Source organism: Levilactobacillus tangyuanensis, from assembly GCF_003946545.1.
Classification (GTDB): domain Bacteria; phylum Bacillota; class Bacilli; order Lactobacillales; family Lactobacillaceae; genus Levilactobacillus; species Levilactobacillus tangyuanensis.
This window is the reverse complement of sequence record NZ_RHOA01000001.1, coordinates 196,839-218,210: the sequence shown is the minus strand read 5'-3', so window position 1 is coordinate 218,210 and position 21,372 is coordinate 196,839. Positions and strand designations below refer to the sequence as shown.

Below are 21,372 nucleotides of genomic sequence, written 5' to 3'. Positions count from 1 at the left end.
TACTCGAGGGTACTACACTAGATCATGAAGCGTATTTTGACGCTTATGACCAGTACCCCAAGCCAACCAATAAAGGAAGTTATTTTTTTGACTAAAAAACTTATTAACCAAGCAAACCTAACCGGAGAACGGGCCCTCTTTCAGGCCCACGACCTGCATATTACCAATAGCGTCTTTGAAGACGGCGAATCACCATTGAAGCACGGCCAAAACCTGGCCATTGACCACACCATCTTCAAGTGGAAGTACCCCCTGTGGTACACCAACCACGCCACCCTCAATCACACGACCTGGCAACCGGACGCCCACGCCGGCATCTGGTATACCAAGGACCTAACCATGGAACATACCCGTGTCCGCGCCACTAAGACCTTCCGGCACGCCAGCGATCTCCATTTGAAAGACGTCACTTTCTCCGATGCCGGTGAAACCCTCTGGTGGTGTCAGAACGTCCAACTGGACGATGTCACCGCCACCGGTGATTACTTCGGCATGAACAGTGAGAACGTCGTTGCCAATAACCTAACCATCAACGGCAACTACGCCTTCGATGGCAGCAAGAACGTCGAGGTGCATCACTCCACCTTCATCACCCACGATGCCTTCTGGAATTGTGACAACGTCACCGTTTACGATTCAACCATCATTGGTGAATACCTGGCCTGGAACACCAAAAACATTACCTTCGTTAATTGTTGGATTGAAAGTGAACAAGGGTTATGTTACGTTGATCACCTGACGATGAAAAATTGTTCACTGGTAAATACCAACCTGGCCTTTGAATATTGTTCCGACATCGATGCCACGATCAACACCCAAATCACGAGCGTTAAGAATCCGATCAATGGGAAGATTTCGGCTCCGGCTATCGGTGAAACCATCTTCGATGACCCACAGATTGATGCCAGCCAAACAACGATCACCACAGGTGACAAGGAGGCTAGCCCAAATGACTAATGACTTTTCAGAAATGATTGACCGCCGGAACACCAACTCCGTTAAGTGGGATGTTGGCGCCGACGAGCTACCCATGTGGGTGGCAGACATGGACTTCCGGACCGCACCAGCCATCGTAGAGGCCATCAAGCAAAAGGCCGATACCGGGATTTTTGGCTACGAGGAAGTACCCGACGACTACTTCGCCGCCGTCCAACACTGGTATACCAGCGAACACAACTGGCAGCCACAACCATGTTGGATGCGCTTCGTGACGGGGGTCGTGCCCGCCATTTCCTCAGCCGTTCGGCGGATCTCAAACGTCGGGGACAACGTCCTGATTCAGGCCCCCGTTTATAACATTTTCTATAATTCGATCATCAACAATGGTCGGCATATTCTCTCGAGCGACCTGGTAAATAACGACGGCACCTATGAAATCAACTGGGCGGATTTGGCTGCCAAGATGGCCGCGCCCCTGACAACCATGATGATCCTATGTAACCCGCACAACCCCGTGGGCAAGGTCTGGCAACCGGCCGAATTACGGCGAATTGCCGAGCTGGCCGCGGCCAACCACGTCACGGTCTTCTCCGATGAAATTCACGGGGACATCACGGACGCCGGCCACGGTTACACGCCATTCGCCGCCGCTAGTGACACGGCAGCCAATCTCAGTGTGACCGCGGTCTCACCTAGCAAGACATTTAACGTCGCCGCCCTGCACGCCGCCACGTTAATCATCCCCAATGAACGCCTACGCAACATCGTGGACCGCGGGATCAACACGGATGAACTGGCCGAACCCAACGCCTTCGCCATCCCCGGCACGATTGCAGCCTATACGCAAGGTGCCGATTGGGTACACGCCTTAAACGCCACGATCACGGCGAACAAACAAGCCCTGACTAAGTTTGTGGCAGCAAACATTCCCCAACTTCACGTCATTACCGGACATGCAACCTATCTCGTCTGGATCGACTGCGGCGAAATCAGTCACGATTCCGTCAAACTTTGCCAGGCCATTCGCGACACGACCGGCCTATTCCTATCGGATGGGGCGGAATATGGCGGTGATGGCGACCATTATCTCCGGATGAACGTTGCCTGCCCACCGGATCGCCTGCAAGACGGTCTCAACCGACTGGCAACTGGCATTAAAAACTTTCAAAAATAATTAATGGCAGACACTTGTTAGGTGAACTAACGGGGGTCTGTTTTTATTTGTCCCCAGTCGCGAAAAAACAAGCATTGCCAGCCACCACCCTGGCCTGGGAATGCTATACTTTGGGCATAATTATTACCAAATTTATGGGGAGGTCTTCATCAATGCCACTTAATCCAGCTGATGCCCAAGACGTCTACCGCGACGCCGGCGAAAATGTCTTCTTTCTAACTTACCTAATCGACCGGGAACATCTCGAACAGGATCGCGATGCCCTCGCAGAATTTGCCGATCGACTGGCGGCGATCGAACGCAGCATGGCCGTCCGGTACCCCGATGCCGACCTCAAGGTGGCCTTCGGAATTGGCGCCACGGCCTGGCGTCTGCTCTTTCCACATGCCCACCGTCCCAAGGAATTGGACGACTTTACCGGCGCCACCGGTCCTAAATACAATGCTCCAGCCACGGCAGGCGATCTCTTTCTCCACATTCGGGCTAATGAAATGGCGGTCGTCTATGAAGTGATCGATCAGACCAACCGCTTTCTTCGTGACTGGACGACCGTTATCGATGCCACCCCTGGCTTTCGCTACTTCGAAGGCCGGGCCATCATTGGTTTCGTGGACGGCACCGAAAATCCGGCGGGAAGTGACGCCGCCCCCTATGCCCTGATTGGCGATGAAGACCCCGAGTTCATCAACGGGTCCTACGCGTTTGCCCAAAAGTATGTCCACAACTTAGACGCCTGGGACGACCTCGACACCAGTGGTCAGGAGGCCGCCATCGGTCGGCATAAATTCAACGATCTGGAATTAACGGACGACGAAAAGTTAGCGAATGCGCACAACGTAGCCTCCCAAGATAATCAAGACGACATTGAACACAAGATTGTCCGGATGAATGTTCCCTATATTAATGAGGCCGACAATATCCGGGGGACCTACTTCATCGGCTACGCCCGCCACTTCGCGGTCACCCAACGCATGCTCACGAACATGTTTACCAAGAGCGATCGCCTACTCGACTTTAGTACCCCCGTGACCGGTTGCGTCTTCTTCATCCCCTCTCGCTCGTTACTGGAACGCATCGCCGCTGGCGAACTCATCGACTAACTCGATAACCCGAGTGACTGGCTCAACGTCGGTCGCTTTTGTGTCTCGACAGTTACGATGCCCGCCCCCTAAAATCATCGCATCATTGAATTATTTGTATTTGAGATAATTTGTCAAAAGGCGGCGCTATCCCTTTACTTAAACCATTGCGAGCGCATACATTTTTTAAGGTAACGTTGACGGTTCGGCATGAAGAGGGTATCTTAGGGGGGTTACCATATCGATCAAACAACGATTAGTGGGCATTACCATTGGGTAATTCCACGAATCAATTCATATCTTAAGGAGTTGAACCACTTTGGACGAGGCTGAAAGAGAACGCGGCCCTTGGCGCCGTAATTTACGAGTTCTCTGGTTTTGTACGTTCGTCGCAGGGATGGCGTTTAGTGAAATCATGCCATTCCTGTCGTTATATATTAGTAGTTTAGGTGATTACAGCAAGTCACAGGTCACCATGTACGCCGGGCTGGTCTATGCCGCCGACTTCTTTGTCAGCGCCATTTCCGCCCCACTCTGGGGCATGATTGCCGATAAGAAGGGCCGCAAACTCATGTTGTTGCGGGCTTCCTTCGGGACGGCTATCGCCATGGGGCTGATGGGCTTTGCCACCACCGTTTGGCAGTTAGTCGCTCTGCGGGCCCTACAAGGGGTCTTCGCGGGTTACATTTCTAACGCGCAGGCCTTGGTTGCCTCCCAGACACCACGGAAACATAGTGGGGCCGCTCTAAGTACCCTGATGACCGGGGTTACCAGCGGGATGTTACTCGGTCCGGTGATCGGGGGGATCCTAGCCCAACTATTCTCTATTCGGCTAACCTTCTTCATCACCGCCTTTCTACTATTATTAACCTTCGTTCTCAGCTGGATCTTTGTTCAAGAAAAGTTCAAACCCGTTCCAACCAAGCCAGCCTCCGAGAAGAGCCTGAATCCATTAGCCGCCTTTCCCAAGCCTAAATTAATTCTGGTGCTGTTAACCTCCACCTTAATCGTGCAATTCGGGAATATTTCCATATCGCCCATCATCAGTCTTTATGTTAAGGAACTGATGCATAACGTCGGCCCCATTACCGTGGTGGCCGGGATTATCGCGGCGTTACCTGGGATTTCCAACATCTTCGCTTCGCCTCGGTTGGGGCGTTACGGGGACAAGCATGGCTCCGGGAAGGTCCTGATCTTTGGTTACATCTTCGCCACGGTCATGTACCTCCCCCAAGGCTTCGTTCACAGCGTCTGGATGCTGGGGATTCTCCGCTTCATGATCGGTATTTCCGATGGCGCGCTGTTCCCTGAAATCCAAACGCTCCTGACCAAAAATTCACCAATCGAGTTGACGTCAACCGTCTTCAGCTGGAACCAATCGTTTCAATCCATCGGTAACATGATGGGTTCCCTATTGGGGGGCTGGATTGCTGGGATCTTCAACTACAACGCGGTCTTTATCTCAACGGCCATGTTGATGCTCATCAACCTGGCGATGATCTGGTGGCTCGTACCCGAACTCAGGCACAGCAAACTACGACCGGCTTAAAAGCACAACAAAAGCGGGGCCATGACGATCGTCATGGCCCCGCTTATTTTTGATCACGACACTTGTCGCAATCGCTTCTATCCTGCTTGTTGGTCAGTGAACGGGTCGATGGGAACGACTTCGCCGGGAGCCGGTGTGCTTCCCAGAAGCGTGCCGATACCGCCCAAACCGGTAATGAAATCATAGTGAAGTTGCGCGTTAGCCAACTGCTGCCGAGCACGCCGAATCTCGCCTGGCAAGTCATCCATGTCGTCCGTCCGGCTAATCATCAATGACCGCGTCCCGGTGGCGGAGGCGGCCGTTACCAGCGTTTTAACCGTGGCCGTTAACCGAATGGTTGGCACCAAGGCCACGACAACATCCTGATCTAACATGGCGGCCGTTAACCCGCCTTCATCCAAGGTCTCTTCAGTTAGAGCATGAATCGACGCGGACAGACGGACTCTACTAGGGGTGTAGACCGTCAATTGTAATTGTTGATTATGACTGAGGTCGTCCACATACCGTTGTGCGGTGGTATCCAGGGCCCCGATGATGAGCACTCTTTTCAAGATAATAACTTCCCTTCGTTTGATCATGAAAATTATTATAGTGGGTTACAGTAACTAGAAGGCAACCCTATTTTGAAAAAAGTTTGCCATTTTAAAGGACTTCGGTTTAAAAGCCCCGGCAGATATGTTAAGTTGACGACAACAAGTCCTGTCTATAAATAAGAAAACCCTTTTTATTTTTATAAGGGGTTTCTTTTGATTTAGCTAATCATTTCATGTATAATGCCTTAAATTAGTCAGTTAATACGATCGGTCCAGGTTGCTCTCGTCTACGCGTGTGCTCCCGACACGCCGATCGTTATTTTTATTCCAGCAGTTTTTACCGGCTGCGAAATTAGGAGGTACTAGTATGCTGCTATCAATGGAACACTTACGAAAAGAATATCCCAACGGCAAAGTCGCCGTTGATGACTTCAATCTTCAGGTCGACCGCGGTGAATTCATCGCCTTCATCGGTACCTCTGGGTCCGGTAAGACCACGACCATGCGGATGATTAACCGCATGCTGGATCAGACCTCCGGCACGATTAAGATCGATGGCGAAGACATTTCCAAGATGGACCCCGTTAAGTTACGTCGGTCCATCGGCTACGTTATTCAAAACATCGGCTTGATGCCGCACATGACCATTCAAGAAAACATTGAAATCGTGCCCAAGCTTTTAGGCTGGTCCAAGGAAAAGCGGAACACCCAGGCCCATAAGATGATCGAGCTGGCCCAACTACCGGATGACATGTTACAGCGATATCCCGGCGAGCTTTCCGGTGGTCAACAACAACGAATCGGGGTCGTCCGCGCCCTGGCCGCCGACCAAGACATCATCCTGATGGACGAACCCTTTGGTGCCTTGGACCCGATCACGCGGGAATCCCTACAATCCCTGGTCAAACGACTACAGGAAGATCTCGGCAAGACCTTCATTTTCGTGACCCACGACATGGATGAGGCCTTACGCCTGGCGACTCGCGTGGTCATCATGAGTCGGGGCAAGCAGGTCCAAGTTGACACGCCGGAAAATATTCTCCGGCACCCCGCCAACCAATTCGTCACCAACCTGATCGGTGAGGAACGGCTGATTCGGGCCCAACCGAACATCTTAACGGTTAGCCAAATCATGTTGGATCATCCCGCCTCAATTCGGCCGGAGGAAACCTTAAAGGACGCCATCGACCGCATGCATGACCGGCGAGTCGACACCTTATTGGTCGTGAACGATCAGAATGTCTTGCAAGGCTTCGTCGACCTAAACGATATCAACCGACTCACCGACGTGACGACACCCATCAAGAGCTTTACCAATCACGACGTCTTCTACGTTCAGGCCGACTCCCTGATTGGCGACACGGTTGATCGTATCTTAAAACAAGGCGTTAAGAACGTCCCCGTTGTCGATAAGGACAAACGCTTGGTCGGGATTGTTACCCGGACGGCGCTGGTCGATATCGTCTACGATGCTTTGAAAGGAGCTCCAGAATCCGATCACAAGCCGGCCTCACCAATCAACGCGGACATTCACGCCACGGCAACGAAAGAAGGAGGTGACTCGCAACAATGATGCACTTCTTTGCAACCTACGGGACCCAATTGCTGAGTAAGACGGGCCAGCACCTTTACATCTCCGCCGCCGCTCTGTTTCTGGGGGTCATTGTCGCGGTGCCCCTAGGCGTCCTCCTGACTAGGATGAAACATGGCGCCAACTTTATTATTTCCTTGGCGGGCGTCCTGCAAACCATCCCCGCCATGGCCTTACTGGCCATGATGATCCCCATCTTCGGGATTGGCTCAACCCCAGCCATCGTCGCATTGTTCATTTACTCTCTGCTTCCCATTCTACGAAACACGTACTTGGGCATGCAGGGCGTGTCGCCCACGGTTAAGGACGCCGCCGAAGGCATGGGCATGACCTGGTGGCAACGAATGACTCAGGCCGAAATTCCCTTAGCCGCCCCGGTTATCATGTCCGGTATCCGGCTCTCGGCCACCTACGTCATTGCTTGGGCCACCCTGGCTTCCTACATTGGCGCCGGGGGGTTGGGTGACTTCATCTTCAACGGACTCAACCTCTACCGGTCAGATCTGATTCTTGGCGGGTCGATTCCCGTCATCCTGTTGGCGCTCATCGTCGACTATCTACTGGGTAAGGTTGAAACGCTGGTTTCCCCACGACAACTACGATAGGAGGTCCGTCATGCGAAAACACTTACGTCAATGGCTTGCCGGACTGTTGGTAACCCTTGTCCTATTACCACTGGCCGGCTGCGGACTACCGGGGCTGAATGCCTCGAACAACCAAACGGTCCGGATTGCCTCACAAAATACAACTGAACAACAAATTATGGCCTACATGATTCAAGGCATGATTCATCACTACACCAACCTTGATTCGACTATCATCAACAACTTAGGCTCCGGTAACGTGAGCTTTAACGCTCTAAAGAACGGTGACGCCGACATCTCGGCGATCCGCTTCTATGGAACCGACCTCACCACCGTCCTGAATGAAAAGTTCCAACGCGATCCCAGCAAGGTCAAGGGCATCGTGACGCGTGAATTCAACGATCGCTATCAGATGACCTACTTCAAGTCTTACGGCTTTGCCGACACCTATGCTTGGATGGTGAAGGCGGACTACGCCAAGAAACATCACCTAACCAAGGTCAGTGACCTGCAGAAAATGGCCCCCAATATGAAGGTGGGGATCGACCAAATCTGGCAGAACCGTCAGGGTGACGGGTATCCCGCCTTTCAGAAGACCTACGGCTACAGCTTCGGCACGGTCTATCCAATGCAGGTTGGCCTGCTCTACGACGCGCTATCGGCCAACAAGATGGATGCCATCCTGGGTTACTCCACCGACGGCCGGGTCGCCAGTTACCATTTGAAACTTCTGAAGGACGACCGCGACTTCTTCCCACCGTACGATGCCAGCCCGGTGGCCACGAACGCGATTCTGAAGAAGCATCCCGAACTCAAACCAGTCCTGAACCGTTTGGTCGGCAAGATTTCCTTGAAGACCATGCAACACCTGAACTACGAAGTTGACGACGAACTCCAAGAACCACAAACCGTTGCCAACAATTATCTGAAGGCTCACAACTACTTCGAAGGGGGGAATTAGGCATGAAAGGCATGGATTTATTTAGCCAGTTGGTCTACTACTTTTCACACAACGGGATGTACGTCCTCGGGCAATTCAACCAAACATTCCTGGTTTCCATCTACGGCGTCCTGTTGGGAGCGATCGTCGGCATTCCGTTAGGCATCTGGATTTCTCAATACCGGAAACTCTCGCCCGCCATCATTGGCATCGCCAACGTGATTCAGACCATTCCTTCGCTGGCAATGCTGTCCATTCTGATGCTGGGACTGGGGCTCGGGCAAACGACCGTCATTGTGACCGTCTTCCTCTACTCCCTTCTTCCCATCATCAAGAACACCTACACCGGCATGATCAGCGTCGATCCCGACGTCTTGGATGCCGGCAAGGGGATGGGGATGACGCGGTTACAAATCATGAAGACCATTCGCATTCCCCTTTCGTTAGCCGTCATCATTGCCGGTATTCGTAATGCTCTAGTCATTGGCATCGGGATTACCGTCATCGGGTCCTTCATCGGGTCCGGCGGCCTGGGCGACATCATCGTTCGTGGAACCAATGCGACCAACGGTGGTGCCATCATCCTGGCGGGGGCCTTACCCACCGCATTGATGGCCATCATCACCGACCTGGTCCTCTCCTTCATTGAAAAACGCTTAACGCCAAAGACTTCTTCGGAACGTTAAACTTACGGTTTCATCCGGCCGGAATTTTCCGGCTTTTTTTGATCGACTTGACAGGTCTTAAGCAATCCCGTATGGTGGAACGATTACTATGAGAGGGGTGACCAGCCCAATGACTTTAACTAAATTAATGGCGTGTGTCCCCGCAAACGGACAAGGACGTTTTTCCGCAGAATAACTTTTAAGGAGAAATATCATGAAAAACGTCCACCGATCGGCCCCCTCACTGGGACTGATCATCACCCTCGTTGGTTTTCCACAAATCAGCGAATCCATTTTCACACCCGTTTTGCCGCAACTACAAAAAGCCCTACAGGTCAGCGCAAGTCGGGTCCAGCTCACCATGAGTTGGTACTTCATTGCCTTTGCCATCGGGGTTCTTATCTGGGGACAGCTCGCCGATCGCTTCGGTCGCCGACCCACCATGTTGGCCGGCATCGCCATTTACCTCATCGGCAACCTCGGCCTGAGTTGGAGCCCCACCTTTGACTGGCTATTATTGAGCCGCCTCGTCCAAGCCTTCGGTGCGAGTGCCGGGTCCGTGATTACCCAAACCATGATGCGCGAAAGCTTTAGCGGCATTATCGGTGCCAAAATTTTTGCAAAAACCAGCGCCGCCATGGCGTTGGCCCCGGCGTTAGGCCCCCTAATTGGGGGCTGTTTACAGCTCTACTGGGGTGTCCACAGCGTCTTCACGGCGCTCGTCACCTTAGCCGTCGCGGTCGGCGGTTACGCCTGGGCGCGACTACCCGAAACCCAGCCGGTGAACGCCACCCCCGTGCGGCCACGCCACCTGCAGCTGTGTCTACGATTGCTACGAGATCCCGTGGCCTGGACCTATGGGTTACTGATTGGCGGCATTAACGGAATCTTGTTTAGCTACTACGCCGAGGCGCCCTTCATCTTCATGACACATTTTGGCTTTTCCAGCGTGCAGTACGGCTGGTTGGGCCTGGTGTTGGCGGCTGCCAGCCTCTTAGGCGCCGTGCTCGTCAATCGTTTGCTCACCTGGTGGGCGCCCGAACAATTGGCCTGGAGCGGGTTAACCCTCAGCGTCGTTGGGTGCGGAAGCTGGCTATTGGCCGCCAAATGGCAGCTGGTGACGCCCATGCTTCTCGCCATCTTCATCACCTTCCTAGGACTCAACATTACCCTGCCTAACGCCTTGAATCGCGCCTTAGTCGGCTATGAGGCCGTCATGGGCAGTGCCAGCGGTTGGTTTAGCCTGGCCTATTATCTACTGGTCAGTGCCATTACCTGGGGAATGAGCGGCCTCCACAATGGTCAGATTCTCACCCTGCCTGAGTACATCCTAGCCTTGTGTACCGGGATGTTGCTGATATTCAGTCGCCTAAGACTGGCCCAACGTCGGCCGATTAATCTTAAAGAATAACCAATGATCGCCGCCGGACCGGTCCTCTACCTGAGGATCGGCCCGGCTTTTTGGTATACTACTAAATGAAGTTACCGAAAGGAGTCCCCATTGTGGAAAAACTCAAGTCCGCCGCCATCGATTTATCCGGTGGGATTCTCAACTTTTTGGCCAACATCGGCCTAATCCTGCCCTACCTGCTGATCATGGCGAAATATCAACAATTACATACGACCACCCTGTTGATCGCCCTGGTGACCTTCTACATTTCCCGGTCCGCCAGCATCTTCTACACCCAACGGATGGGCCTGAAGTCCGTCACCTACCTCACCCTCAGCCTCGTCTTAGGGGCCGCTGGCGCCCTCATCTTTGCCAGCACGACCAACTTTATCTGGTTGGTCATTGGCAGCCTGCTGTGGGGTTACAGCGCCGCGACCATCTGGCCGTATTTTCTCACCGTTAAACTCCACCTCAAACATTACAGCCACTTCAAAATGAAACGCCTCTACTGGCTTATCTTTGGCCTCCTGGGATTAATGGTGGCCGCCGACCTGGGACTTCACCTGGCCTACACGCTCTCCTTTGACGTGCTGGGGTTACTTTATCTCGCAGCCATCCCCGGCAGTCTCCTCTTACGGGAACCCATGCGGACGGTCTATCCAGAAATGGCGCTCCACCCAGAACACACCAAGGCCTGGCGTTGGGGCCTATCCGTCATCGGCTTCGCCATCGTCGCCCTCTTAACGGCGTTGCGTAAGACGACACTGAACCTGCCAACCTGGTTGATCTATGTCGCGATAGCGGTGGCCTTCATCATTCTCATTCTGGAGCTGGCCGCCGATTGGAAGACCCTGCCAACCTTTAAGCTCCGACTATTAAATCGCGGTTTTATCATGACCTTGGTCTTACTATTCAATGGGTTCTTCGCCTATTTCTATCTTGGAAAGATGGGCATGTACGCCACCTTTGGCATTTACCTTATCGGCTTCGAACTTGGTCATCCTCTCTTCACCAAGCTTGAGCGGCGGCCCCTGCCAGGAAAGCTCACCCTCAGCGAACTCGCCGCTATCTGTGGGCAGGTTCTCCTCTTGATTCCCTGGGTGGGAACGTACATCGTTGGCCTCCTGCTGGTCACCCTGTACGTTGGTCATGACAACCCCCAGGTCAATGAGAATCTCTACGACCTGCCGGAATTAAACGCCGACAGCGCTATTATCCGCAAGTACCGCTTTTCGACGTATGGCGGCCTCCTCTGCCAGCTCGCCCTGTTTACCCTGTTGGTAACAGCCAGCACCTATGCACATACCGACCTGCTAGCCTTCTTCAATCCTCACAGTGCCGCCGACTTCAACCTGTACTTCTACAGCTTAAGTTGGCCGCTAACCTTGATTTCACTGGGATTAACGGCACTCCACCTCAGTCAAAAATCACCTAATAAGTAAGGGACAACCGGTCAACACTTTGAGGTGGGCCGGTTGTTTTTGTTTGCTGTACAATGGCTTTCACGCTGGCGACCACTGAAAATACCCCTTTCAAAACCATACCGAACCCTGTATAGTTTAAAGATGAAGTTATTTCATGATCCGTGACGAAACGGTGGTCCGCCAACTATTCATTCTCGGCGGAAGCCTCGCCAACACCGTCACCAAGACGTTCGCCATCTAAACCTGACCAGCGAACGCGCCGCCACACGGCGCGTATCCGCCGATCATCCGTGGCAAACGAATCCACTTAGATACCAACCCATTTGGCAAACCCGCCAAAAATTACTGACCGACTTTACTCCTCGCGAGCAACAACGCTTAACCCAGTTGTCGCGAACGCGTAGCAATTTAGAAAGGAACTGAGTTTGCGTGAAAACGCGTTTATATACCAAGGACGTCATCCTAGTGCTTGCCGCTAGCTTTTTCTTCTTAATGAGTTCCATGCTGATCAACCCCATCATCGCCGGCTTCGCCTCGGACATCGGTGCCACTAGCATCTTTGCCGGAATCGTTGCCGGTGCCATGAACTTAACCTCGTTGGTTCTTCGGCCCCTGGCCGGTAACCTGACCGACCGCATCTCCAAGTACCATCTGACTATCGTCGGTGGGGTCCTGATCCTACTCGCCAGCCTAGGCTATGGGATGACCGACAACGTCACCCTGATTCTGCTGTGCCGGATCGTCAACGGGGTGGGTTACACTCTCTGTTCCGTTTGCATGGCCACCTGGATGGCCAGTCTGCTCCCACCCGACCGAATCGGTTCCGGGATGGGTATTTACGGTTTGGCGAACGCCCTAGGCATGGCCGTGGGCCCCGCCGTCAGTGTGTTCCTCTACCAAAATTTCAATTATCAAAGTGTCTTCTGGTTGGCGGCCATCTTCAGCCTCTTATTGCTGGTCACGATTCAATTCGTTGGTGACAAGGGCATTCCGCATCCCGACTATAAGGCGTCTAAGAGCAAGAACAAGCAACCCGGCTTCCGTTTGGTGCAGCCAAAGGTCGTCCCGGTAGCGGTCATCATCCTGTTATTCTCGTTACCATACTTTGCGACGCAAGCCTACATCGTGACCTACATTGCGCATCGGCATTTCGGCGTGCCGGCCGGGGTCTTCTTCCCGATTTACGCGATAACCCTGCTGGTCCTGCGGCTAACACTGCGTGATGCCTTCGACCACGTACCATTTAAGCGGTTCATCTGGCTTTGCCTAGGCTTTAACCTCCTGGGCCTAATTGGCCTGACTCAGCTGAGCAACTGGTTCATGCTGATCATGGCCGCCTTCGGTCTCGCCGCGGGTTACGGCATGATGTTCTCCATCTGCCAGGCCAAGTCCCTGATGCTGGTACCCGAAGCCGACCACGGGCTGGCCAACAGTACCTTCTACATTGGGATCGACCTCAGCATGGCGTTGGGGCCAATGCTCGGTGGGGTCATTTCGACCGCCTTACCATGGGCCTGGTTCTACCCCGTCATGATGCTCACGCTGCCTGTGATTATCATGGTTTACCTGCCAAATCGGCGCAACTTAGCTAAAAATAACGCTTCATAAATAATTCCGGCCAATTGGTCGGAATTTTTTATTTATCGGGATGTTGGCTGGCGACTCGTTATGGTCGGCCAATTAAAAAGAGAGTGGGACAGAAGGCGGTTAGTCAATGAGCATTAACGTCGATAGACGAATAATCCCGGTTTTGGATTTTTTGTCTATCGGGGTTAAGCGGAGTTGACTGCCTTTTGTCGCACGTTTCCGCAATATACGTTCGGAGCGCATGAAGGGTCTGAGACTTTTGTCCCAGACCCTTCGGTAGTAAGTGATCTAATTTAGTTTTCCATTCATAAACTGGGCCTCACCGTTGCCGAAACTCCAGTCGGCCTTGGTATTACTCGTGATGTTAACCATGACATCACTCGGCGCCACGCCAGCACCGGCCGCCAATTCCTTCACCAGGCGCGCGTAGAAACGTTGCTTATCGCCTTCATCGCGCGGACTGGATGTCAGGCTAAAAACCATGACCTGGTCTGTCCGGTCAAAACCCAGGCCAACGTCTTCAATAATCATTTCTTCCGGATCGTGTTGCGTCACAATCTGGTAACGATCCCGCGGCAACAAGTGGAGCTCCTCCGTGGCAACTTGGTAAGCAATATCCAAAATCGTCTTGATTTCGGCCTTACTCCGACCCCTGAACATATCAATTCGCATCAATGGCATCCTTAAAAACTCCTTCGTGATTTGACTTCAATTCCTCAACATTTTAGCACAAGCCTTTACCCCAGCACGCCAGGACGGCTTATCCTAACAGCAAGTCTGATTATACACACTTGGGCTGTTGCCAAAATTGATAGAAATCAAGAAAACAAAAAAGACTGGAACTTTCCAGTCTTAATAATTTGAAAATGTTAGGATCGCTGGGATGCTTTGCAGGGCTGTGATGTAACAGCTATACGACCCCACGCTCATGAGCACTAAAATTAGCCATGGCCACCAGGTAGTCAGCCAATGACGACCAGTTACCTTGGGGTCATCGAACCGCTGGCCGGCCGGAACACTTGGCTGCGCCCAGAAGAAGATCAGCAACAGGCTGCCGATAACCGGCAAGAGCAGCCACCAAATGTTGCTCCCGGACTTATTAATATCATGCAACCGGCGCATCCCGGCAGAAATCATCATGACGGTTAGCAGGGAAGCTATAACAAAACAAACCGCCTTGATGGGAAGAATAGTGAACGGATTCTTCCGGAAGTCCCAAATGAATAGGCTTTGCACCAGGCTGTCCACAATGATGGTGACCAGGTACAGCCACCAGAAGTCTGCCCGTGAGGTTCGTTTAGCAACGGTGAAGGCGTCCTTGAATCCCAACTCCAGGGAACTAATCAGGTTGGCGTTCTGGGTCGGCTTAGCCGGAATCACCGGCTGAAAGTCTGGCCGTTCGAACGCTGGACCATCGTTTGTTGACTCGTGCTCGTCATCTGCTCCCTGGTCAACAAACGACTCGACCGGTTCGCGACCCTTGTCCGGCTTGGCCATTGTATCCGGTTGTGGTTGGTCGGTCTCATGGCTTGGCTCGGCCGGTTCGGCCTGATCCGAAGCGACACCAGGCCGTTGTTCACCTGGGGCAGCACTAGTCGCTGGGGCTGATTCGGGCCGAGTTTGATCCATTCCACAATTGGGACAGAACTTAGCCTCCGCGGGAATCTTCTTCCCACAGTTAAAACAGAATTTGAAGCCTGATTCGTTTGGCACGGTGACCCCTTCTTTCACGCGTTAACTCTACTCAATTAGTCTACCAAACCTCGCGAAGGTTGAACAGTTGTGGTTGATAAATTTTACGCACCAAAGTCATTAATCCTTTGAAAGAATCCGGTCAACCAGGCTTCGTGTGGCCTGGGCCCGACCGGCCTGTTGGTCTGCCAGTTGGAGCTGGGCCTGTTCCAATGCAGATAAGATCACCGCCTCATCCTTGGCCGACAGGGTATACAAACGATGATAGGCCCGCGTTAACTGGGTAAAGTCGACCGATTGCCGCACCAGTTGCTGTAGTTGGATTGGCGTCACGTGATTCTTCTTGGCTGGGACCCAGCCACTCGTTGGTTGCACCGCCAATCGATGCGTAAACGCGGTTCGCAGTGCGGTCGGCCACGACTGCGGCACCGCCTTGCCCGCGGTCAGCCGGTCGCGCAATGTCAGTAGGTCTTGGTACACCGTTGCCGGGACCTGTTGACCTTCCCAACTCTGACGGAGGGTCGCCAGCGTCTGTTGTCGCTCAGCCAGATCGAGATCGAACCCCACGGCCGCATTAAAGAGATCGTCCTGCCAATCACGTAACCGCTGAGCCGCTAATCGCCGGGTCACCCGATTCAAGTCCGCCACAAAATACCGGGGGACGATCTGTAACCGTTCGGCCTTGATCTGACCGGTGCGTAAAAATTCCGTGGCCATCACGCCTAATTGATAGGAATTGACCAACCGCTTCAATTGTCGGGGTTGGGTCACCTTGGTTAACTGTTGCTTGAAGGTGGTTAGGCCTGTGCGATCCGCAATGAGGGCCGCCACCGACCGGAGGTAGTCGCGATAAACAGTAGATTGACGGAGTTGCTGTTCGGCGGTCGTCTGTGCGGCATTAGCAGCATCCCACGCCGCCTGGGCCTCACGCTCGGCCAGGTCCTGAGCCCGTTGCTGGACCACTCGGCGTTGCGCCACGAGATCGGCCGTTGCTTGTTGGTCGGCCGCCTGTAGCCCCTGATAATCGTGCAAATAGGGGGCCAACTGTCGTTCGGGCAGGCTGGCTTGCCGATGCCGCAAATAACCCGTGACCGTCGAATGGGTGCCCTGGCGAACCTGACGTCGTTGCGGTCGCAATGCCTCAGGTAGATTGGGCAGCGCTTCACGATCCCATAAAATCTCTGGAACCTCCGGATGCTTGGCGGTTAACGCATCGTACTGGGTGACCGCATGAAAATTATCCTCCGTGGTAATGGTCATCAAATATTGAAGCTCGTCGCTCATAAACTTTTTAACACACTCGGACCCGACTAAAACCTCACGATCCGTGGCCTTCAAGACGACATGATACTCATAGCGAACCGGCTTGTGGCACAACGCACAGTGGTGCCAGTCCTGCCGTTGATCGCTGTCATTAATGGCGTAGGGTAACCGGGCCAATAATTTCCAGGCCAGGCTCCCTTGAATAAGCCAATTGACTCGTTGATCCAACAAGATCTGCCGCGTCGAACGGGTCAAAAAGTCACTGGAATCTTTGATGGTCGGATGGTCCCGAAGCGTTGGCAACACTCGGGTTAACGCCGGCACCTGAATCGCTGGCTGACTAAGTTGAAGGAACCGGTTCTCTGCCGGTGTCAGAATGGTCGTTGCCATCATGGTCATCCTTTCTCGTTGAAAAATCGTTCCTTTAGCATACCATAATTTGCCAAAATTCAGAACACGTGTTTGATCAAAATAGCTGCTATTGAAAAGAGGTCCCATTCAAAATTGAATGGGACCTCAACTATATTCTCCATCACCATCGAGCGACAAGATGGGTTATTTTTGCTCAATCCACCGCTTCAAGGCGACCCCGGTTCGCGACGTAGCCACGTCGACGGCTTGCCGCGGCGTGCCACTGTATTGAATCCGGCCACCATACCGACCGGCATCGGGACCCACGTCAATCAACCAGTCCGCCGCGCCAATCACCGCTAGATTGTGTTCAATGATAATCAGTGAATTGCCGGCGGCCACCAGCTCATTGAATAGCTTCAAGAGCCGGGCCGTGTCCTGCAAGTGGAGGCCAGCGGTCGGTTCGTCTAGCAGATAAACCGTGCCCTGTTTACCCAGTTCAACCGCTAGCTTTAGCCGTTGAAGTTCGCCACCAGAGAGCGTGGTCAGGGGTTGGGCCAAGGTTAAATACCCCAAGCCAACCCGATCCAGGTTACCCAGTTGCGCCGCCAACTTGGGGGAATCGGCAAAGAAGTCCCTCGCGGCTGCGACCGAAAGTTGGAGAACTTCGGCGATGTTTTTATCATGATAACTGTATTGTAGGGCCTGATCGCTATACCGTTGACCGTGACACAGCTCACACGTCTGGACAACCGGGTCCATGAAGGCCATATTGGTAATCGTCACGCCCTTGCCCTTACAACGGGGACAGGCACCCTTACCGTTGTAGCTAAACCAGCTCGTGCCAACCCGATCGTTGGCCTGGCTGAATAGCTTGCGGATCTCATCCAAGATGCCCAGATAGGTGGCCGGCGTCGACCGAATATTAATGCCAACTGGCGCCTGAGCCAGGTCAATATAGGCCGTCTTTAACTGCCGTTTCAACGCGGTGACAAGCGACGACTTCCCGGAACCGGCCACCCCGGAGACAACGGTCATCACGCCCAACGGCACGTCAACACTCACATCCTGCAGGTTGTTTTGGGTCACGTGGGTCAGGTGTAATTGCCCGTTTGGCTGGCGTTCTTGGCCCCATTGATGCGGGCGCCGCAACCATTTGCCGGTCAATGTATCCGATGCTAAGAGGTCCAGATAGGTCCCCGTAAAGGTCACAGTGCCGCCGCCTTGGCCGGCCTGAGGGCCCATTTCCACCACGTAATCGGCGAAGTCAATCATGGCTGGATTATGTTCAACCACTAAAATGGTATTTCCTTTATCCTTCAAACGAGTCAACGCTTGCTTGATCAACTGAATATCGTGCGGATGCAGACCCACACTGGGTTCATCCAGGATATAGACCATATCGACCAAGGAACTCGTCAGATACTTCGCAATCTTAATCCGTTGGGCCTCCCCACCGGACAGGGAACTCGTCCCCCGATCCAACGTCAGGTAGCCCAAACCGATGTCGACCAACGATTGAATCTTCGTCGTCAGTTCCCGAACCACGTCGGTGGCCAGGGGTTCGGTGATCGTCTTCAGAAAACTCAGGACGTGCCGCAGGTCCATGGCCGTGACCTCGGCAATATTATAACCATTGAGGTGATTGGTTAAGACCTCGGGCCGCAAACGCGTGCCGTGACAGGTCGGACAAGCCTTACGGGTGACGATCTCGGCAATGGCCTCGCGGTGATGTTCCGCTTCCTTCTTGCCGATAACCGATCGGCGAATCCGAGGAACCACCCCTTCATATAGTGCCGTTCGGGGAAAACCCTCGCCGGGATGTTTCAGTTGCTGTTGGGGGGCATGCATCAAGAGGTCGTATTCTTCGGCCGTATAGTCCTTAATCGGCTTATCGTCATCAAACAGGCCACTGGTGGCATAACGCCGCCAACGCCAAGTGTCCGGTCCGAAGCTCACGAAGGTAATGGCACCTTCGTTAAGAGACTTTTCCGGATCAATTAATTTGTGCTCATCGATATAATCGATGTAACCTAGGCCTTGGCATGTGGGACACATCCCCTGTGGCAGGTTAAATGAGAACGTGTCGGAATAGCCAATAAAGGGTTTGCCAATTCGTGAAAACAGTAATCGCATGAGCGAATAAATCCCGGTGTAGGTGGCCAGCGTTGACCGGGCATTCTTCCCCAGCCGTTGCTGTTCAATCACGATGGCCACCGGCAGATGCTCGATGTCCTTAACGTGAGGCTGGCCGAACTTCGGCAGGTACTGCTGCGTAAAGCTTGGAAAAGTTTCGTTGAGTTCACGCCGGGAGGCCGCCGCAATCGTATCGAAAACCAATGAGGACTTCCCGGAACCAGACAGCCCCACGAAGACGGTCGTTTCATACTTCGGCACCCGCAGGCTCACATGCTTCAAGTTGTTTTGGGTGGCATCATTAATCTCAATATAGCCTTTTTCAAACGTCTTTTGCATCCCGTTACCCCTCTCATGATACGGTTAATCCACTACCTTCCCACCATAACATATTCTTTTTTAATGGAACAGCGGCGGGTATTCAGGCCCGACAACATCCCTATCCGCAGGGGCTCATCCACCAGTAGCTGTATGAAAAACCACAAGCGAAAATCGCCCGATCCTGCCACCAGACGCTTATACTTTAAATGTGATTATTAACTGAAGGAGGAACCACTCATGTCCTTATTTAACTCGCATCGTCCTTTCAATTTTCCCGCCGCCGTCATCGCCGGTAGTGCCGCCGGGATCGTCTCCGGCCTCGTCAAGCTTGGCTGGGAAAATGTCTTGCCACCCCGGACCGAGGAACGGGATGCCACCAATCCCCCCCAAACCCTACTCGAACAATTGGGCATTCCCGCCGAAGTCACCCACGCAACCTATCACTACTCTGGCCATTCATTACCATGGGTCAGCTACGTGATTCATTTTGGCTTCTCGACGACCTTTGCCGTCCTGTATCAAATTATCGGCGAAAAAATTCCCGCCGTTAAGAAGGACGCTGGGACCTGGTTTGGCCTAGCGATCTGGGTCGCCTTTCACTTGGGGATCATGCCGGCCATGGGGACCGTTCCCAGTGCCAAGGACCAGCCCAAGGAGGAACATTTTTCCGAGGCCCTGGGTCACATTGCCTGGATGGTCACCAATGACCTGGTTGGCGCCGAAGTCTATCGTCGGTTAGTCGACGAAAAGAATAAGTAAGCTCCTTGTCGCTACTCGAAGGAGGCGGCGCCTTGAATCAACCCTGGCAAACCAAATGGCCGGAACGCTTGAGCTATGGACTCAGCGATGCGGCCGACAATCTGGTCTTTCAAATGATGACCACCTACCTGTTATTCTTCTACACGGATGTTTATGGGCTCTCCGCAAGTAGCGCCGCGATCCTCTTCATCGTGGCCCGACTCGCCGACGTCGTGGAGAGTCTGATCATTGGGCTCATGATCGATCGGACCCATTCCCGCTGGGGGAAGAGTCGGCCATTCTTCCTGTGGTACGCGCTACCCTATGTCATCTTTGCCGTTCTGACCTTTGTCACCCCGCCCTTTACCGCTTCGGGCAAGATCGTCTGGGCCTACGTCACCTACCTCGGACTAGGCTTCTTCTACACGGCCGTCAACCTGCCGATCACCTCAATCCTGCCAACCCTGACACAGAATGAGGACGAACTGACCCTGCTCGGCGTTATTCGCCAGTTCTGTGGCAGCTCGGTCCAAATCATCGTGGCCATTTTCACCTTACCGTTAGTGGCGCTCTTAGGCCGTGGCAATCAGCGCCAGGGTTTTCTGCTCACGATTGCCGTGTTCGGCCTGATTTCTCTAATGCTCATCTGGAATACCTTCTTCCACGTTCACGAACGCTTCACCAATCCGGAACAGGCCCATCAGTCTTGGCGAGCCGTTGGGACCATGCTGAAACGGAATCAACCCTGGCTGGTCATTTCGGTGGTCATCCTGTTGTATTGGCTGACAACGGCGATTAAGAACCAAACCACGATCTACTATTTCAAATACATTCAACACAGCGAGACCCTGGTTCCCTGGGCCAATAGCTTTACCTTTGCGGCCCTCATTGGCGTGTTGCTAATCGTGCACGCCGCCAGCCACTGGGGTAAGAAACGCACCATGCTCGGTGGCATCGCGATTGCTGCCGGTGGCCAGGTCATCCTAAGCCTCGGTGTGATGCTTAACCACCTGCCCACCCTATTCACTGGAATTCTGATCAATTCCGTCGGCAATGGTCTAATCATTGGCCTGGTCTCCATCATGATTGCCGACACCATCCGCTACGGCGTGGCCATGGGCATTCAGGCGGAGGGTATCCTCGCCTCGACCGATGACTTTGGCGTCAACGTCGGCCTCGGACTGGGTGGCCTCATCACCGCCGGCCTTTTCCATCTGTCTGGCTACGCCGCTAACCATCCGCAAAACCTGGCCACGCAACACATGATTACCCTTAATTACGCCTGGTTACCGCTAATTCTCTACGTGATTATGTTCCTGGTGCTCTTACTCTATAACGACCGTCAATTACAAGCGGCCATCGCGCAGTAGAACAGAAAAAGCCGGATCGACCTTCATTCGTGGTCGATCCGGCTTT

19 protein-coding genes are annotated in these 21,372 nt (G+C 53.3%); 13 read left to right on the top strand and 6 right to left on the bottom strand.

The annotated features are described in order from the left end of the window. The first annotated feature begins 87 nt into the window (after nucleotides 1-87). From EKM96_RS00970 to EKM96_RS00955, 4 genes are all read left to right on the top strand, one after another. Nucleotides 88-957 carry a DUF3737 family protein gene (locus tag EKM96_RS00970; RefSeq protein ID WP_125638469.1) on the top strand — a complete coding sequence of 290 codons (870 nt, stop codon included), beginning with the start codon at nucleotides 88-90 and terminating at the stop codon, nucleotides 955-957. Next, the gene (locus EKM96_RS00965; protein ID WP_125638466.1) at nucleotides 950-2,113 is read left to right on the top strand and encodes a MalY/PatB family protein; all 1,164 of its coding nucleotides are present in this window, start codon (nucleotides 950-952) and stop codon (nucleotides 2,111-2,113) included. Before EKM96_RS00970 ends, EKM96_RS00965 begins: the two co-directional genes overlap by 8 nt. Before the next feature lie 152 nt (nucleotides 2,114-2,265). Beyond that, nucleotides 2,266-3,213, top strand: coding sequence for a Dyp-type peroxidase (locus EKM96_RS00960; RefSeq protein ID WP_125638463.1), 948 nt, complete (start codon nucleotides 2,266-2,268; stop codon nucleotides 3,211-3,213). Between the two features lie 298 nt (nucleotides 3,214-3,511). Continuing rightward, nucleotides 3,512-4,741, top strand: a complete 1,230-nt coding sequence (locus tag EKM96_RS00955; RefSeq protein ID WP_125638461.1) for an MFS transporter — start codon at nucleotides 3,512-3,514, stop codon at nucleotides 4,739-4,741. A 77-nt stretch (nucleotides 4,742-4,818) separates the two neighbouring features. On the opposite strand, the gene EKM96_RS00950 is transcribed toward EKM96_RS00955, so the two are convergent. After that, nucleotides 4,819-5,283, bottom strand: coding sequence for a Rossmann-fold NAD(P)-binding domain-containing protein (locus EKM96_RS00950; protein WP_225417550.1), 465 nt, complete (start codon nucleotides 5,281-5,283; stop codon nucleotides 4,819-4,821). 358 nt (nucleotides 5,284-5,641) lie between these two features. Here EKM96_RS00950 and EKM96_RS00945 point away from each other — a divergent pair, with 358 nt between their 5' ends. The 6 genes from EKM96_RS00945 (at nucleotide 5,642) to EKM96_RS00920 (ending at nucleotide 11,886) form a co-directional block, all read left to right on the top strand. Further along, the gene (locus EKM96_RS00945; RefSeq protein ID WP_125638455.1) at nucleotides 5,642-6,847 is read left to right on the top strand and encodes a betaine/proline/choline family ABC transporter ATP-binding protein; all 1,206 of its coding nucleotides are present in this window, start codon (nucleotides 5,642-5,644) and stop codon (nucleotides 6,845-6,847) included. Further along, a complete protein-coding gene (locus EKM96_RS00940) occupies nucleotides 6,844-7,470 on the top strand; it encodes an ABC transporter permease (RefSeq protein ID WP_125638452.1) in 627 nt (208 codons plus the stop codon). Before EKM96_RS00945 ends, EKM96_RS00940 begins: the two co-directional genes overlap by 4 nt. Before the next feature lie 10 nt (nucleotides 7,471-7,480). After that, complete coding sequence (locus EKM96_RS00935) at nucleotides 7,481-8,410, top strand: osmoprotectant ABC transporter substrate-binding protein (protein ID WP_125638449.1); 930 nt, start codon at nucleotides 7,481-7,483, stop codon at nucleotides 8,408-8,410. A 2-nt stretch (nucleotides 8,411-8,412) separates the two neighbouring features. Beyond that, nucleotides 8,413-9,075 carry an ABC transporter permease gene (locus EKM96_RS00930; RefSeq protein WP_125638446.1) on the top strand — a complete coding sequence of 221 codons (663 nt, stop codon included), beginning with the start codon at nucleotides 8,413-8,415 and terminating at the stop codon, nucleotides 9,073-9,075. Nucleotides 9,076-9,268: 193 nt separating this feature from the next. Then, nucleotides 9,269-10,465, top strand: coding sequence for a multidrug effflux MFS transporter (locus EKM96_RS00925; protein ID WP_125638443.1), 1,197 nt, complete (start codon nucleotides 9,269-9,271; stop codon nucleotides 10,463-10,465). A 92-nt stretch (nucleotides 10,466-10,557) separates the two neighbouring features. Beyond that, nucleotides 10,558-11,886 (top strand): hypothetical protein, encoded by a 1,329-nt coding sequence (locus EKM96_RS00920; protein ID WP_225417538.1) that lies wholly within the window; start codon nucleotides 10,558-10,560, stop codon nucleotides 11,884-11,886. 166 nt (nucleotides 11,887-12,052) lie between these two features. Here the strand turns inward: EKM96_RS00920 and EKM96_RS10740 are convergent, their stop codons facing one another. Continuing rightward, entirely contained in the window at nucleotides 12,053-12,175 is a 123-nt protein-coding gene (locus tag EKM96_RS10740; protein ID WP_263853524.1) for a hypothetical protein, read from the bottom strand. 122 nt (nucleotides 12,176-12,297) lie between these two features. Here EKM96_RS10740 and EKM96_RS00915 point away from each other — a divergent pair, with 122 nt between their 5' ends. Beyond that, nucleotides 12,298-13,476: an MFS transporter gene (locus tag EKM96_RS00915; protein ID WP_125638438.1), complete on the top strand. Its 1,179-nt coding sequence runs from the start codon at nucleotides 12,298-12,300 to the stop codon at nucleotides 13,474-13,476. Nucleotides 13,477-13,743: 267 nt separating this feature from the next. Here the strand turns inward: EKM96_RS00915 and EKM96_RS00910 are convergent, their stop codons facing one another. The 4 genes from EKM96_RS00910 to EKM96_RS00895 all read right to left on the bottom strand — a co-directional run bounded on the left by EKM96_RS00910 (nucleotide 13,744) and on the right by EKM96_RS00895 (nucleotide 19,236). Continuing rightward, nucleotides 13,744-14,136: a tautomerase family protein gene (locus EKM96_RS00910; RefSeq protein ID WP_125638436.1), complete on the bottom strand. Its 393-nt coding sequence runs from the start codon at nucleotides 14,134-14,136 to the stop codon at nucleotides 13,744-13,746. A 171-nt stretch (nucleotides 14,137-14,307) separates the two neighbouring features. After that, entirely contained in the window at nucleotides 14,308-15,168 is an 861-nt protein-coding gene (locus EKM96_RS00905) for a DUF805 domain-containing protein (protein WP_164510947.1), read from the bottom strand. A 99-nt stretch (nucleotides 15,169-15,267) separates the two neighbouring features. Further along, complete coding sequence (locus EKM96_RS00900) at nucleotides 15,268-16,800, bottom strand: hypothetical protein (RefSeq protein WP_125638432.1); 1,533 nt, start codon at nucleotides 16,798-16,800, stop codon at nucleotides 15,268-15,270. A gap of 165 nt (nucleotides 16,801-16,965) precedes the next feature. Beyond that, the gene (locus tag EKM96_RS00895) at nucleotides 16,966-19,236 is read right to left on the bottom strand and encodes an ATP-binding cassette domain-containing protein (protein ID WP_125638430.1); all 2,271 of its coding nucleotides are present in this window, start codon (nucleotides 19,234-19,236) and stop codon (nucleotides 16,966-16,968) included. 219 nt (nucleotides 19,237-19,455) lie between these two features. Here EKM96_RS00895 and EKM96_RS00890 point away from each other — a divergent pair, with 219 nt between their 5' ends. Continuing rightward, a complete protein-coding gene (locus EKM96_RS00890; protein ID WP_125638428.1) occupies nucleotides 19,456-19,977 on the top strand; it encodes a DUF1440 domain-containing protein in 522 nt (173 codons plus the stop codon). Nucleotides 19,978-20,009: 32 nt separating this feature from the next. Continuing rightward, nucleotides 20,010-21,326, top strand: a complete 1,317-nt coding sequence (locus EKM96_RS00885; protein ID WP_125638426.1) for an MFS transporter — start codon at nucleotides 20,010-20,012, stop codon at nucleotides 21,324-21,326. The last annotated feature ends 46 nt before the right edge of the window (nucleotides 21,327-21,372 follow it).